Below are 15062 nucleotides of genomic sequence, written 5' to 3'. Positions count from 1 at the left end.
ATGGCTTTGTAAATAGGGGGCATAAAAAAAACCGAGAGGTCGCACAGCTTGTCGATGATACCGATGCAAAATCGCCACTTCTCAACTACCCAACGCAACAAAATTTAAAACCGTCACCGCTCAAAACAGTGATTTGAGGATGACAATAAAAAACCCCAGCAAATGAGCTTTGCTGGGGTCTGAAATAATGGCACGCCCTACAGGATTCGAACCTGTGACCACATGCTTAGAAGGCACGTGCTCTATCCAACTGAGCTAAGGGCGCGCTACAGGGTGAGGATTATACGAGTTAAACGGGCTAGATCAACGCCTTTGTCTAACTTTCTGTTTCGAATGAGCAATATTTTACCGATCTCATCTCAACTGCCGAAAAACAGAACAAAGCAAACGTTTGCCTGTGGATGTTATCAAAAATATCTGCGACAATGTGCGCAAAAATTTTCGCTCCAAACCTGTAAGGAAAGTCATGACTGCTCAAAATATTGATGGAACGCTGATTTCGCAAACGGTGCGCTCAGAAGTGGCAGCCCGTGTTAAAGCTCGTGTTCAAGCTGGGTTACGAGCCCCAGGACTGGCGGTTGTGTTGGTGGGCGAAGATCCTGCTTCACAAGTGTATGTCGGCAGTAAACGCCGTGCCTGTGAAGAAGTCGGTTTTGTCTCCAAATCTTTCGATTTACCCGCCACCGCTAGCGAAGAAGCCTTGCTGTCACTGGTTGAAGAACTCAATAACGATCCGCAAATCGATGGCATTTTGGTACAACTGCCGTTACCTGCGGGTATGGATACCACCAAAGTGTTGGAAAGTATTCACCCAGAGAAAGATGTGGATGGCTTCCACCCTTACAACGTCGGTCGCTTGGCGCAGCGCATTCCGAAACTACGCTCTTGCACACCCAAAGGCATTATTACTCTGCTTGAACGCTACAATATTCCACTACGCGGCAAACACGCGGTGATTGTGGGAGCTTCCAACATTGTCGGTCGTCCGATGACGTTAGAGCTACTCTTGGCAGGCTGCACCACCACCACTTGCCATCGCTTTACTCAAGATCTCGAAGGCCATATTCGCCAAGCAGATATCTTGGTGGTCGCGGTCGGTAAACCTAACTTTATTCCGGGAGCATGGATTAAAGAAGGTGCAGTTGTGGTCGATGTTGGCATTAACCGCTTAGATACTGGCAAGCTGGTTGGCGATGTGGAATACGATGTTGCCCGTACGCGTGCAAGTTTTATCACTCCAGTACCCGGTGGTGTAGGACCTATGACCGTCGCAAGCTTGATTGAAAACACTATGATGGCGTGTGAGCAGTTCCACACTCAAGGTTAGCCACAGTGGCTATCTGCATCGCGGTATTCACACTCACCTTGTGTTAACGCCTTGTGCTAACACCTGAGAAGCAGTAAGAGGTCAATACCATGCATGGATTGACCTCTTTCGTTCTGTTTGCGCTTTATACTCCCCCCTCTTTCTAAATAGGTATTCCCTTCTCTCTCAATAACGCAGAGACTGTTCCTGTATCGGTAACTCTCGGTTCTTCTTTTGTTATCTAGTCAATTCCAGCGGTTGTACAAATAATCGGACTAGATAAAGGAAAAACCTAAGCCCATTTTGGAGGCCATTGATATGCCGTACAAAATTACCGCTCTGCAACCGTTTGGAGTGATCGTAGAACCGAAACATGCTCCGATTCATGTCAATGAGTTAGATATTGATGAGTTACGCGAACTCTTTTTGCGTGAACAACTTGTGTTACTGCGTGGTTTTGAAACCTTTGAACATTCGGAGCAGTTTGCGGACTACTGCGAACGTTGGGGAGAAGTGAGTGTTTGGCCGTTTGGGCGCGTATTAGATCTGGTACAAAAAGAGGATCCTGGCGATCACATTTTTGACAGCAGCTACATGCCGATGCATTGGGATGGCATGTATCGCCCACAAGTCCCTGAATACCAAATCTTTCAGTGTGTAAAGGCTCCTTTACCGGGGCATGGCGGGCGTACGACCTTCAGTCATACCATGCTGGCTTTACAGCACGCCCCTCAGCCAGATCTTGAGCTTTGGCAGCAAGTCACCGGACACTACCAGCGTAAAATGGAGTTTTACCACAGTAAAACCGTCTCCCCGATTGTGATGCAGCATCCATACCGAGACTATCAAGTAATACGCTACAACGAGCCGCATTTTGAAGAAAATGGCGACCTGCTCAATCCACCTGATGTATCACTGTCTGGCATTACTCCTGAGCAAGCGATCGAGTTTCACAAAAGTTTACGCCGTGCACTGTACGACCCACGTAACTTCTACGCTCATGAGTGGCAAACGGGTGACATAGTGATCACCGATAACTTCTCCTTACTCCATGGCCGTGAAGCCTTTAACTCTCACACGCCGCGTCACATTCGTCGTGTGCAAGTGTTAAGTAATCCTCCTTATAACAATCCAAGCTTGGAGTCGTACCAATGTCCACAAAAATAACCGACATCGTCATTATCGGCGCAGGCCCAGTTGGGTTAATGAGTGCCTACTTAGCACAGCGCTGCGGTTTAAACGCGCTGATCATTGATAAGTCAGCCGAACCACTTCAAGTCGGACGCGCCGATGCGTTAAATGCCCGTACCTTACAACTGCTCGAAGTCGCGAAGCTTTTTGATGATCTTTACCCTTTAGGCAAGCCGTGTAATACCAGCTCGGTTTGGGCTAATGGCCATTTTATCTCGCGCCAATCGAGCTGGTGGGAAGCCTTGGAAGGCTGCTTGCACAAACACTTTTTGATGTTAGGTCAATCGTTTGTTGAGCAGCTATTGGACAAGAAATTACTTGAAGCGAATGCCCCCGTTTGGCGCAACACAAGCGTCGACAATATCGAGCTCAATCAAGCAGGCTGCCTAACTCATCTCAGCAATGGTGAGCGTATTCAATCGCGCTTTGTGATTGGTGCGGATGGGTCTCAATCTTTTGTGCGTCGCCATTTTAATGTGCCTTTTCACATTGTGCGCCCCGAAATTATCTGGGCGGTGATTGATGGTGTGATTGACAGTGACTTTCCTAAAGTCCCTGAAATTATTGTGTTCCAAGCAGAAACCTCAGATGTGGCATGGATCCCTCGCGAAGGTGAAATCGATCGCTTTTATGTCCGTATGGATACGCACGATTTCACCTTAGAGCAGGCTATCGCCAAAATTAACCGGGCAATGGCACCTCATCAATTGGGTTTTAAAGAAGTGGTCTGGTTCTCGCAATTTGCCGTGAAAGAATCAGTAGCAGAACATTACAGCGTCGATGACCGGGTTTTCCTTGCAGGGGATGCCTGCCACGTACACTCAGTCAACGGTGGACAAGGATTAAATACTGGGGTTGCTGACGCATTTAACCTGATCTGGAAACTGAGTATGGTGATTAAAGGTCAAGCCTCTCCTGCTTTATTGAAAAGTTATCACGCTGAACGTCAACCAGTGGCGCAGAGCGTGATAGACAGCTCCGGCGAACTGGTACGCTCAACGAAGTTTTCAGCCACCAACACCCATGCGCAAGACTACGTAAAAATCGTTGAAAAGCGTTCAGGTAATATCACGGGAATGGGCATTCGCTACTCCGAAGAAGGCTTAGCTGGCACTCGAATGTGGGATTTCGTGCTCAATCAAGGTACTGAGATCACTCGTGTGTACTCACTGCTTGACTACGCAAGATGGACACTGTTCTTGTTTAGTGATGACGAATGCGTGGTTGACGTGCCGCCGCATGTACATGTGATCCGCATCGGTACCCAATCCGAAAATGCTCAACACTGGACACGTCACGCACCTTATCCGGGACAAGCGGTATTGGTTCGCCCTGATGCTTACATCGAATGGGTCACTCCACTGCATCAGGTTCACAGTGTGTTGGCAGAAGGTGTGTTGGCAGAATTCAACTTACCTCACTAGTTCAATACCTGCGTTCACTCGATCTTCATCAAGCCCTAAACGGGCTTGGTGACTTTCCCCGGCACTAGAAGCCATCGACACCCATGCTGCTCATTGCGCGTTCTGTTTAAACACTCTCCATTAACCACACAATGTTCCCACCAGATAATCGATAAATAAACGCACCCTTGGCGGCAAATTTTTCCGACTGGGGTAGAGAATATTCATGGTAGTACTGATCTGATAGAAGTCCGGAAACAATCGCACTAGCGATGCATCAGGCAACTTATCAATCAAAAAACTGGCAATCGATCCCACACCCAAACCATTTTGCACCATGGTCATGACGCCAAGCGGAGAATTACTGCTGTGTTTGCTATGGAATTTGACCTGATGTTGTACGCCCTCTTGATTGGTTAAAGTTAGGGTTTGGTTAGGCAGATTTAAGCGTGTGAGATAGACCCAATCGTGCTGCTCTAAATCCTGAATCGTATTGATCGGCGGCGCGTTCTCTAAATAGGTTTGACTGGCATAAATACCTAACTCAAAAGGCGCTATAACACGGCCAACTAAAGAGGATGACGTCAGCTCACCAATTCGGATCACCATATCCAGATTAGAATCCACCAAATCTTGCAGTCCATCATCGAGCTGAATATCGAAATTCACCTTAGGGTACTGCTTATAAAACTCAGCCAGTAGCGGGTTGAGCAAAAAAGTGCCGACATCAATAGTGGTACCAATGCGGATCGTTCCGGAAACTTCTGACGCTAAGTGGTTAACGGAGCAAAGCGCCTCCTCCGCAATATTCAATAATCCGTGGCTGCGTTGATAAAATGTGTCCCCCTCTGTGGTTAAACTGATTTTACGGGTAGTTCGGTTTAGCAAGCGCACATTCAGTGTTTTTTCTAAAGCGGTGATCTGTTCACTGACCTTAGATTTGGTCATACCTAATGCTTCTGCTGCACAAGTAAAAGAACCACACTCAACCACTTTATTGAATATCACTATGCGTTTTAACTCATTTAGCATGACTGTTCCTTTATTAGTAACTTTGGGTTCTATTTTCATTATCTAGTCAGTACAAGGAATAGCAGAAATAATAATTCCGCCTGTTAGAGATGAGTAATTTTTATTGGTTTCAAGCAGATTTCATATAACCAAACGATTTTTTGAATTTGTGGCATTAATTCCAATTCCTATGTGCGGAATTAATTCACCTAGAGTAGATGTACGGGGAGATGAGTAGATACGTTATCCAATTACTGATGAATGGTTCAATAATGAGCCAAGATGTCATTCTCATTTGTGCACAAATTACTCAACAAGAAAACGACCGTATTGAATATGTTGAATTGCATTCAACCAATCCAACGAATGAGGAAAATTTATGCTCGATGCTCAACAAGAAACCTATGTGGAGAAGATCTCATTTATTCTTCTAAATCAACTAATTGCACAATGCAATGCCAGTTACAACGGGCTTGCTCACTTAAAAAGTCAAATTCGTAGATTTGTAAATAGCCAAGAGAAAATTAAATTACTCCTCCCCGCTTTCCCCTGTAAAACAAATAACTTAGATAAAGTACTTAGCCATACACCCGATCTCGGTGAATATGTCGTTTTAAGAAAGTTTGTTCAATGCATCCGTGACATTGAATCCGTTTATGAACCGGGTGTGACGTTTTATATCTTTTCTGACTATCATACATTCTCTGATTATATCTCTGTCGACTTAGACCACCATTATGATTACTCAGACAATCTGCGTAAAATGGTAGCAAACATGAATTGCAGCGATGCGTTAAAAATTGTCAATTTCGAACATTTTGATGAATTTTCCGATCTGAAAGACACGGAATATTTTGATGGATTACGTGAGAAGTTTGGTGATCCTGACTATGCAGAGAATTTCACTGAACTTAAATTAAAAAATAATAAGATGAATCAAACCTATCTGGGTTTGAAAAAATTCATGAATCAGGATCAGAAATTCGTTCTTGCTCCTCTCTCATACAAAGATCGCCGACGTCGCCTTGCGGATATCGCTAAGGGGATGATGGTGCAAGGCAAAGCGCTGGATAACTTCTTGCAGCAAAAATTTGCCGATTGCATTCGATTAAGCATTCATGAACATCCGATGATAGGTAAGAAATACTCGCTGTTTCTGTTCCATGAACGCCAATTCAAAACGCCTTGGCACAGTACTTTGCTGTTTGATGCCAGCCGCGGCGAATTCATTATTGATAGTAAAGAAAATCACTTAAAACGTTCTGGGGTGATCTTGCCTGTCACTCATGATGGTAAGCCTTGGTGTTACCTGCAATTGAGCGCAGCCGATGAAGTGCACGCCCATGCGCTGCGCCAAATACGGGCAGAATTACAACATGAAAAATCGGGGTTGTATTTAGAGTGCCCAGCCAATCGCGCTTCACTGGATATGCTACTTCCCAAAGAGCTCAGCCAACTGGTCAAAGAATTTGGCTCGGTTTTGCTGCGCGGTTTTGCACCACTGGCTGACGCTGAACAGCTACAAACTTGGTACCTCAATCACCGTTCTGCTGTCACTTGGGCTTATGAGGTTAGCGTACAAGCCTTCAAAGGCAGTGCTGGTGAGCAACCTTTACATTGGGAGCTCTCCTGCCCACCCGCTTATATGGCCGTACACCCACATCGCTATCAATATGAAGATTACACCCCCCATGAGTACGCCGTTTACAGCGTTGCATCACCAGACTCGAATACTTGGACCGTGGTTGACGCTGCACTCGCCGTCCTGACCATCAACGGTCAAGAGCGCGAACAGCTGCGTAACACCATCATGCACTACAGCAACTTTTCACCTGAACATGGCGGGAATACTTTACACCCCCTCGTCCGTTACTGTTCGACATCACGCCAAGATGTGCTGCGTTGGCAAGATTTTCAGCATGCGCAGGGCTACCTCACTCATTTAGAAGGGGTCAGCGAATTAACCGAGCAGTCGCGGGTCTATCAACGCCTCAACACGTTATGTCATGACCCAAGAGTTTGCTTTGAGTACAGGCTACAAACTGGCGATTTGCTGTTGGTGAATAATTTAACCACCTTGCAAGCGAGCCATACGAGTTCGATGCATAACGAATACTGGTCTATTCATCTACAACCAGACTCAATCAACTCACCTTGGCAGCCGCACAATCGTATTGTTGAACAAGCTGAACTCACCTCGGCTTAGGCTTCAGCCAAAGCAGCAAGTCGGTTAAGAACGCAAAAAGCCGAGGCACTCGCCTCGGCTTTCTATTAGTGTTTTCTTATCACTCGCGATTAGCCATTTTTCGGTGGCATAAACGCCGTCAGTTCCAACGCTGGCCCTGTGTACTTTTCAATACGCACCAGAGAAGAGTTCGCCGCACAGCCATTCGCCAAACGTGAAGTCGGAATGTCTGAAGTCAGCACATTCGCACCACCGTTTTTACATAAGCCGGTTTGCGGATCAAGATCTGGCCAGCCGCCTTCGTGAATACAGACTGAGCCTTGTTTGATGCGATCCGTCACCAAAGCGCCGACCAGTACTTGGCCACGCTGGTTATAGGCACGAACCAAATCGCCCGTTTGAATGCCGCGTGATGCCGCATCTTCTGGGTGGATCCAGATCGGCTCACGGTTAGCAATCGCATACTCTTCCCGCAATTGAGCGTAGTTGAATTGACTGTGCAAACGGTGCGCCGCGTGCGCCGTCATTAATTGCAACTCGCCCTGCTTCGCATTACCTGTAAATTCATCAGGAGCCAACCAGGTTGGATGGGCTGGACAATCAGGCAAATTAAAGCCCGCCAGAGTTTTAGAGTAAATCTCAATCTTGCCGCTCGGTGTACCTAATGGATTGAGGATCGGATCCGCGCGAAAATCGGCGTAACGCACAAACTGAGCATTTTTCGCGTTCCACTTCATTTCAATCAGCTGGTTATCTTCCCAGAACTTACTGAAATTCGGCATCGCCACTCGTGCTGCACGGCCGCTCTTCTGCGCGGTTTTGTAGAAACCGTACAACCATTCCATCTCGGTTTTGCCTTCGGTAAACACATCACGGCCTCCGGGACGGATCATTTCCGCCATATCGGCAAACACATCAAAGTCGTTACGCGCTTCGCCTTGTGGCTCCACCACCTGTTTCATCGGCACCAAGTGTTGGTTACTGTAGTCACCCGTCATGGTCAAGTCATTACGCTCAAACGTTGTGGTGATCGGCAGTACGATATCGGCATGCTTCGCCGCCGCTGTCCAATACGGCTCTGAAATTACAATCAGCTCAGGCTTTTGCCACGCTTTGATCAGACGATTGGTGTCTTGATGGTGGGTAAAGTTGGCACCACCCGCCCACCAGATCATCTTGATTTCAGGGAAGGTCAGCGTGTGACCATTGTGTTGATAGGCCCCGCCCGGATTCTCCAACGCTTCCACAATACGCGCGACCGGGAAACTTTGCGTCGCCCCTGAAATCGCCCAATCATTCCCCGCCGAAGAGCCACCACCAATAGCTGCCGAAATGGCAGGCAGAACTCCCGCGTCACGCGCTGGGTTCCCGCCATTCGAGTAATGGTAGGAGAAACCAAAACCACCGCCCGGCAAGCCAATTTGCCCCAACATCGCGGCTAAGGTGACCACCATCCAGTGACGCTGCTCACCATATTGTTGACGCTGCATACCCCAGCCTGCCATTAGCATAGTGCGATGGTTGCTGAAAATCTCAGCCAGCGTTTCTAGTTGCTTGGCTGGTACGCCACAAATGCCTTCTGCCCATTGCGCGGACTTTTCAACGCCATCTTCTTTACCCAGCAAATACGCTTCAAAGCGATCGTAGCCTACGGTGTATTTGTCCAAGAAGGCTTTATCGTGCTTACCTTGCTTGATCAGCGAGTGCGCGATGCCCATCATCATCGCCACATCTGTCATTGGGTGTGGGGCAATCCATTGGGCTTGCTCACCGAAAAACTCGATGGTTTCAGAGCGGATCGGGTCAATGCCGATAATGGTTTTGCCGGATTTTTTCAGTTGATGGAAGAATTCAAGGCCTGCACAGTCGGTCGAGCTCCACGCAATTTTCAATGTGTTGATCGGGTTTAACCCCCACAGAACCACCACATCACTGTGCTCTAGCACTACGGGGTAAGTGGTTTGCTGCTCATACACTTCAATCGAACCAACCACGTGCGGCATGATGATTTGCGCCGCGCCGGTTGAGTAATCTCCCAAGTGGCCTGAATAGCCGCCCGCCATACTCATATAGCGTTGCAATAAAGTTTGAGCTTTATGCAGCACGCCACTGGAGCGCCAACCATAAGAGCCAGCAAACACCGAAGCTGGACCATAGGTTTTGCGAATGCGCATATGCTGCTCATGGATTAAGCGATACGCGTCATCCCACGATACGCGCACAAACTCATCACTGCCACGCACTCCTTTCGGTGCGGCAGGGTTCGCTAAAAAGCCTTTACGAACCATAGGGTATTTAACCCGCGCTTGGGTATACACCTGATCGGGGCCTGTCGATTGCAAGCTGTTCGGTACAGTTTGCGCCAGCGCATTTTTGGTCGCCACCATTTTGCCATCTTGCACTTCACAGAGAAGTGGCCCCATACGTCCAGCCGTTAACACGCCTTTACCACGTGCGTTATCACTGGCAATCGAGAGTGGTGAAAATGAAGTGAAAGCCATTGCACCGGCAGCCATACCAGTGCCTTTTAAAAATCCACGGCGGGTGATTTTAGTCATAACGTTATCCCTCTACTTATACTCAGTGGCTAACCATATCTTTGGCATGGTGCTGGAAGAACTTGGTGAGAATCTCCAGATTCTCAGCGGAAATATCCGTCCGCTCTCCCATACTTTTCGCCACTGGCCCCCAAGCATTCACGGTAAAGTGACTGGCTGGAATTTTCGCATGGCAGGTCGCACAGTAAACGTTATCAAGCTGTTCGGCATAAGACCAAACCGGCTCTAAACTATCCACCACAGGCGATGTGATGGTGGCGGTTAAATTCACCGCGCGCCATTGGTTACCGTAAGCATCGGTTTTGTAGTCTTGTGCTTGCAGCGCTTTTTGGCCTTGTTCAGTTAAAGTCGCGACAACCGCACGTTGCCCCTCACCCATATACAGTACTTGTTCTGCGCCTTTCATTTGGTAAGCGTTGATTTGCACGGTACGTTCAGTGCCCTTGGTACTCACAACATCCAGAGCAGTCGTCGGGTTGATCGTACCCAATTCACCCATCGCAATCGTGGTGACGGGGTAAACTCGCTGCGCGTCAGCGGCCGTTTTTTCGGTAAAGGCCATCAAGGTTTCAAAGGCTTTGCTATCAAGCTCCGCTTCAGGTGCGAAGTGCGCGACACCTTTGTGGCAATCAATACAGGTTTGGTTATTGGCTTTGGCATACTCATGCATTTTCACCGCTTCGTGTGACTGCTCAAACGGCTCCATGGCATCAAAATCATGGCAAGAGCGACACGTTGCCGAATCGTTACCGCGCATCTGCTGCCATACCATCTCCGCTAACTCTTGTCGGTGCGCCTCATACTTCTCAGGCGTATCAATCTTACCTGTTACAAATTCGTGGTAGATGTCTTTGGTCGCTCGTACCTTAGTGACGAAATAACCGATGGGATCGCTCGGAATATGGCAATCGGCACATTCGGCGCGAATGCCTTTCGCATTGGAAAAGTGAACAGAGCCTTGATACTCCTTAAAAGGGATCTCCATAGAATGGCAGGAGAGACAAAACTCGGTGCTTGAGGTGTAATGCATCACTGCAGCACTGCCACCTAAAGTGACCCAGCCAATTGCCACCCCAATGGCAACAAGCAGTGCAACATACCTTTTTTTGATCGACATAAGCTTACACATCCTTTTACATTTATAAATATGCGATCATCCTACCCCTTTTGGGGTATGAGATATTGATCCGCATCATATACGTGCTACGAAAAGCGTGCTTATGTGATGTTGAGTCAAACCTATCGCGGACTATCTTCACTTACCCTCCACGGATTTCAACCAACCTCTTTACTTATTGGTAACTCTCTAGACAAGTGCCATAAAAAATTCACCCCAGCGTAACTGAGGTGAATTTGGCGATAAAAGAAACTCAACGAACGGATTTACTGAGCATTATTCATCTGGCTAAGTTTATCCCCAACCGGTTTGGAAAAATTAAAGCCGTCGTGCTTATCCCAGTTGATTGACCAGGTCATCACGCCTGCATAATTGGGGTAGGCAAAGGCTGGTTTGATGGTGCCGCAGCGGGTTCCTTTGGTTAAACAATCCAACGCATCAAGGATATTTTGGGTTGGAGCTTGACCCGAATTTGCCGAACTTGGACCTGATGGCAAACCAATGGCTACTTGGTCATCACGCAATGGTTCAAAGCGTGTCCCGTTGGCTAAAGTGAAGCCTTCAATCAACATTTTTGATTGGGCGACCATCATATCCACAGAGCCTTCTGGTGCCGCGCTCGGTGTGTATGGGTTAGGTAAACCACCGTTGTTGTAGAGCTGAACATGCAGAATATCAAGCGTATCGCGCACTTCGTTAATCACCGGAATGTAAGCGCCCCAAATTCCACTGTAGGCAACCATACCACCTTGCACATAAGGGTGTTCAGGCGCCATAGTGAGGAACATATCACCACCGATGTTTTTCTCGATTTGCTTCAATGCTCGGCCTAAGCGCGCTTGAATTTGTGAGCCATGAACAAGGTTTGAACCACTTTCGAGATCCACATCCAACCCATCAAAGCCCCATTCTTTGATCAACGCAGTCAGGCTGCTCACGAAGTTGGCTTCATCTTGATCAGTGTTAAGGGTAATAGTGCCTTCAGCGCCACCTAAGGAAAGGACAAATACTTTACCTTTCGCTTGCAGTGCTTTCATATCTTGCTTGAATTGCGCAGGATCGAGCGCAGGACAACTGCTGTAAATATCACCGGCATACAGGTTGAAATGTACCGTTCCGGTACTGTTGCGATCGTTTTCTGCAAAGGCAATATCAATCACATCCCACGCTTGTGACATATCCGCCAAACGAATTGGGCAACCCGCACCATTGACGAAGTTATGCCAGTAACCAATCAAGCGATGTTTCTTCTGCGCTTGCTCTACCACGCTGATTGCGGCAGCAGAAGAGGTCACGCTCGTTCCTGCTGCGTCAGTCGCTTTCGCGGCAACGGTATAGTTACCAATCGCACTTGGCGTCCAACTGTAAGCAAAAGGCTCTGTTGTATCCGTTGCAACTACCGCGCCGTTGACCACAAACTCCACTTTCGCCACATTATTGGTTAGTGACGTAGCATCGGCGGCAATATTGACCGGTTTACCTAGACCAACGGTTTGGCCGGATGTCGGTGAAGTCAGTGAAACCACCAGATCTTGATCGCTCACCGTCACGCTGACTGCGCTTTCACTGGTGTTACTGTCGTTGTCGGTTGCGACTGCTTTCAGGGTTTGATTTCCCGTAGTAGTGGCTAGCCAGTTAACCGCGTAAGGTGCTTGAGTCACCACGCCTAAGCTGTTGTTGCCCGCAAAAAACTCCACTTGCGTGACCGAGCCATCGGCATCACTGGCTTGCGCCGCCACACTGACGGTTGAGCCAGCAAGAATCACTTGGTTCGCCGTTGGGTTGGTTAATGTCACGACAGGTGGCGTTGAACAAGCGCCTAAACCACTCCATGCTTCTTTCCAATAACTTCCAACCCCTGGCTCATACGCCCAACCGGAGCTGGAAGAACACCAACCGGCGATATCACAGCGATATTTTTGGTTCTTATTTTGTACCAACTGCCCTGCCGAATACGCGGTTCCCACCGAATACACAGGTAAACCCGCGCAACCTGCATTCGAGCCACTGCCGACCGTTAAAGTCACTTCTTGGCTCAGGGTAGACAGGTTGTCGTTATCAATCGCTTTGGCTTTAAAGGTATGGCTGCCGACAGCGGCATTCCAATTAAACTGATAAGGCTCAGAGCTATCGATCACAACAAGTTGGCCATCAACATAAAATTCAACAGCGTTGACAGTGCCATCACTGTCAGTGGCATTTGCGGCCACGGCTAGAACATCGCCCACGGTTAGCTGTTCACTGCCCGTTGGGCTAGTCAACGTCACAGTTGGCGGAACTGGGTTACCAGTAGGCGTTACGCTGATATTTACGGTGCTGCTGGTGGTTGCACCTTGGTTATCGGTCGCAATCGCGGTCACTGAAGTGGCTCCTAGCGTTGCCGTCCAATCCACTTGGTATGGGGCTTGTTGGTCAATCGCGATACGCTGTGTGCCGACTAAAAACTCCACCTGAGTAATGCTGCCATCACTATCTGAGGCATTGGCTTGTAATCCGACGACGGAGCCTTGTGGGATCTTGGCGTTATTGAGTGGTGATTGAATGGACACTTGAGGTGGGTTATTCGCCCCTCCGTCACACTGTCCAAGAATTTGCCATGCGTCCCATTGACCAGAATGGGTTACCGGATCGTTACCCTGAGTCCAGTAACGCGCTTGGTAAGCGGTGTTGGTTTTTTGAACTTTATCACTGCCAACATACACTGTACTGCTGTCCCACACTGGCACTCCGGCACAGTTATAGGCTTGTGCTGAGTAACTTACCCCCAAACTGGCGGTAATCACGGCGGCTAAACAATAGCGCTTCATGTTTCTCTCCTGTATTAGATGATGTCGCTTATAACTAATACTCCAGAGTGAAAGATTTGCATGTTAATCAATGGAATAGTTTACCGTTCTCGGCACAGTGTCACTGCTTCTTCTGCGGTTAATCATCGCTTTCAATTCTTTTTCGGCGCGATTCACGAAATAAAAAGGAGATCTTTAAAACAATCACCACTACTAAAAGCGGTGATTTAGGAATAACAAAAAAAGGCCAGCATACTCGCTGGCCTCAATCCATCAATCTGTGATCACAAAGACAAAATCACTCCAGCGATCGATGCACTCATTAGGTTAGCTAATACGCCTGCGCCAATCGCACGGAAGCCGTATTGGGAGATAAAAGAGCGACGTTCAGGTACAAGGCTACCCAAACCACCAATCAAAATCGCCATGGTAGAAATATTCGCAAAACCGCACAGCGCGAAAGTCACGATCGCTTGTGAATGCGCACTCAATTGCTCTTTCACTTCAATCAGTTGAATGAAAGCGACAAACTCGTTCACCACCACTTTGTTACCAATCAGCGAGCCTGCCGTGATCGCCTCATGCCATGGAATACCAATCAGCCAAGCTACCGGAGCGAAAACATACCCCATGATCAGTTCAAAGCTTAGCTCGATGCCAAACCAGCCACCAAACCAACCGAGCAAGCCGTTTAACAGAGCAATCACACTCACGAAAGCGAGCAAAGTCGCCCCTACCGCAACAGCAATTTTCACACCCGACATCGCGCCATCCGCAATCGCTTCGACGACGTTAGTGGATTTCGGCAGATCCAACTCATCTTGCGCAATCGCGGCATCGACGTGTTCGGTTTCTGGCAACATGATTTTTGCCATCAAAAGACCCGCAGGGGCAGACATGAAAGCCGCCGCGATCAGATAGTTCAATTCCACACCTAAAGAGGCATAACCAACCAAAGTACCGCCAGCAACCGACGCTAAGCCGCCCGTCATCACTGCAAAGAATTGCGAATCGGTCATTTTATGAAGATAAGGTTTCACCACCAGCGGCGCTTCAATCATACCCACGAAAATGTTTGCGGTAGCAGAAAGGGATTCTGCACGGCCTGTGCCAAGCAATTTCTGTAAACCACCACCGATGAGGTTAATCACTTTCGGCATGATGCCTAAATGGTAAAGGCCAGAAATCAGTGCAGAGAAGAAAATGATGATGCCAAGGACATTAATCGCAAACACAAAACCTACGCTGCCATTGGCGAGGCCACCAAACACAAAACCGATACCATCTTGCCCATAGTTGATCAGTTGTGACACCGCGCCCGTCACACGATTGAGTGCCTCTTTACCCGCAGGTACATACAGCACCAGTAAGGCGAAGAAGATTTGCAGCAGTAACGCTAAAGAAACTGTACGCAAGTTGATATTTTTTCTATTGGTAGAAAATAGCCACGCAACCAGCAAAATTGCGCCCATACCGAGGAGTGATGACATAACGCCGCCCAAATT

General features: G+C 48.0%; 9 protein-coding genes and 1 tRNA gene. 4 read left to right on the top strand and 6 right to left on the bottom strand.

Going from position 1 to position 15062, the window contains the following annotated elements:
• Nucleotides 1-188: 188 nt before the first annotated feature.
• Nucleotides 189-265: transfer RNA gene (locus T411_RS0101215), tRNA-Arg, on the bottom strand.
• A 201-nt stretch (nt 266-466) separates the two neighbouring features.
• Between T411_RS0101215 and folD the strand changes: the two genes are divergently transcribed.
• The 3 genes from folD to T411_RS0101200 all read left to right on the top strand — a co-directional run bounded on the left by folD (nt 467) and on the right by T411_RS0101200 (nt 3921).
• Nucleotides 467-1327, top strand: a complete 861-nt coding sequence (folD, locus tag T411_RS0101210) for a bifunctional methylenetetrahydrofolate dehydrogenase/methenyltetrahydrofolate cyclohydrolase FolD (protein ID WP_000126770.1) — start codon at nt 467-469, stop codon at nt 1325-1327.
• A 297-nt stretch (nt 1328-1624) separates the two neighbouring features.
• Entirely contained in the window at nt 1625-2473 is an 849-nt protein-coding gene (locus T411_RS0101205; protein ID WP_001146417.1) for a TauD/TfdA dioxygenase family protein, read from the top strand.
• Nucleotides 2458-3921, top strand: coding sequence for an FAD-binding protein (locus T411_RS0101200; RefSeq protein ID WP_000104840.1), 1464 nt, complete (start codon nt 2458-2460; stop codon nt 3919-3921). Before T411_RS0101205 ends, T411_RS0101200 begins: the two co-directional genes overlap by 16 nt.
• A gap of 120 nt (nt 3922-4041) precedes the next feature.
• Here the strand turns inward: T411_RS0101200 and T411_RS0101195 are convergent, their stop codons facing one another.
• Entirely contained in the window at nt 4042-4932 is an 891-nt protein-coding gene (locus T411_RS0101195) for a LysR family transcriptional regulator (protein WP_000931263.1), read from the bottom strand.
• A 358-nt stretch (nt 4933-5290) separates the two neighbouring features.
• Here T411_RS0101195 and T411_RS0101190 point away from each other — a divergent pair, with 358 nt between their 5' ends.
• Nucleotides 5291-7117, top strand: coding sequence for an L-tyrosine/L-tryptophan isonitrile synthase family protein (locus tag T411_RS0101190; protein WP_000883067.1), 1827 nt, complete (start codon nt 5291-5293; stop codon nt 7115-7117).
• A gap of 89 nt (nt 7118-7206) precedes the next feature.
• Here T411_RS0101190 and T411_RS0101185 read toward each other — a convergent pair whose 3' ends face one another.
• From T411_RS0101185 to T411_RS0101170, 4 genes are all read right to left on the bottom strand, one after another.
• Nucleotides 7207-9654, bottom strand: coding sequence for a molybdopterin guanine dinucleotide-containing S/N-oxide reductase (locus tag T411_RS0101185; protein ID WP_000161719.1), 2448 nt, complete (start codon nt 9652-9654; stop codon nt 7207-7209).
• Nucleotides 9655-9676: 22 nt separating this feature from the next.
• Nucleotides 9677-10771 carry a NapC/NirT family cytochrome c gene (locus T411_RS0101180; RefSeq protein WP_000023440.1) on the bottom strand — a complete coding sequence of 365 codons (1095 nt, stop codon included), beginning with the start codon at nt 10769-10771 and terminating at the stop codon, nt 9677-9679.
• A 266-nt stretch (nt 10772-11037) separates the two neighbouring features.
• Entirely contained in the window at nt 11038-13578 is a 2541-nt protein-coding gene (locus T411_RS0101175; protein WP_000833027.1) for an Ig-like domain-containing protein, read from the bottom strand.
• 263 nt (nt 13579-13841) lie between these two features.
• The gene (locus tag T411_RS0101170; protein WP_000096607.1) at nt 13842-15047 is read right to left on the bottom strand and encodes a NupC/NupG family nucleoside CNT transporter; all 1206 of its coding nucleotides are present in this window, start codon (nt 15045-15047) and stop codon (nt 13842-13844) included.
• Nucleotides 15048-15062 lie beyond the last annotated feature (15 nt).

This window comes from Vibrio cholerae ATCC 14035 (assembly GCF_000621645.1).
Lineage (GTDB): Bacteria > Pseudomonadota > Gammaproteobacteria > Enterobacterales > Vibrionaceae > Vibrio > Vibrio cholerae.
Note: the sequence above shows the minus strand (reverse complement) of the source record. Positions and strands in the feature narration are given on the sequence as shown.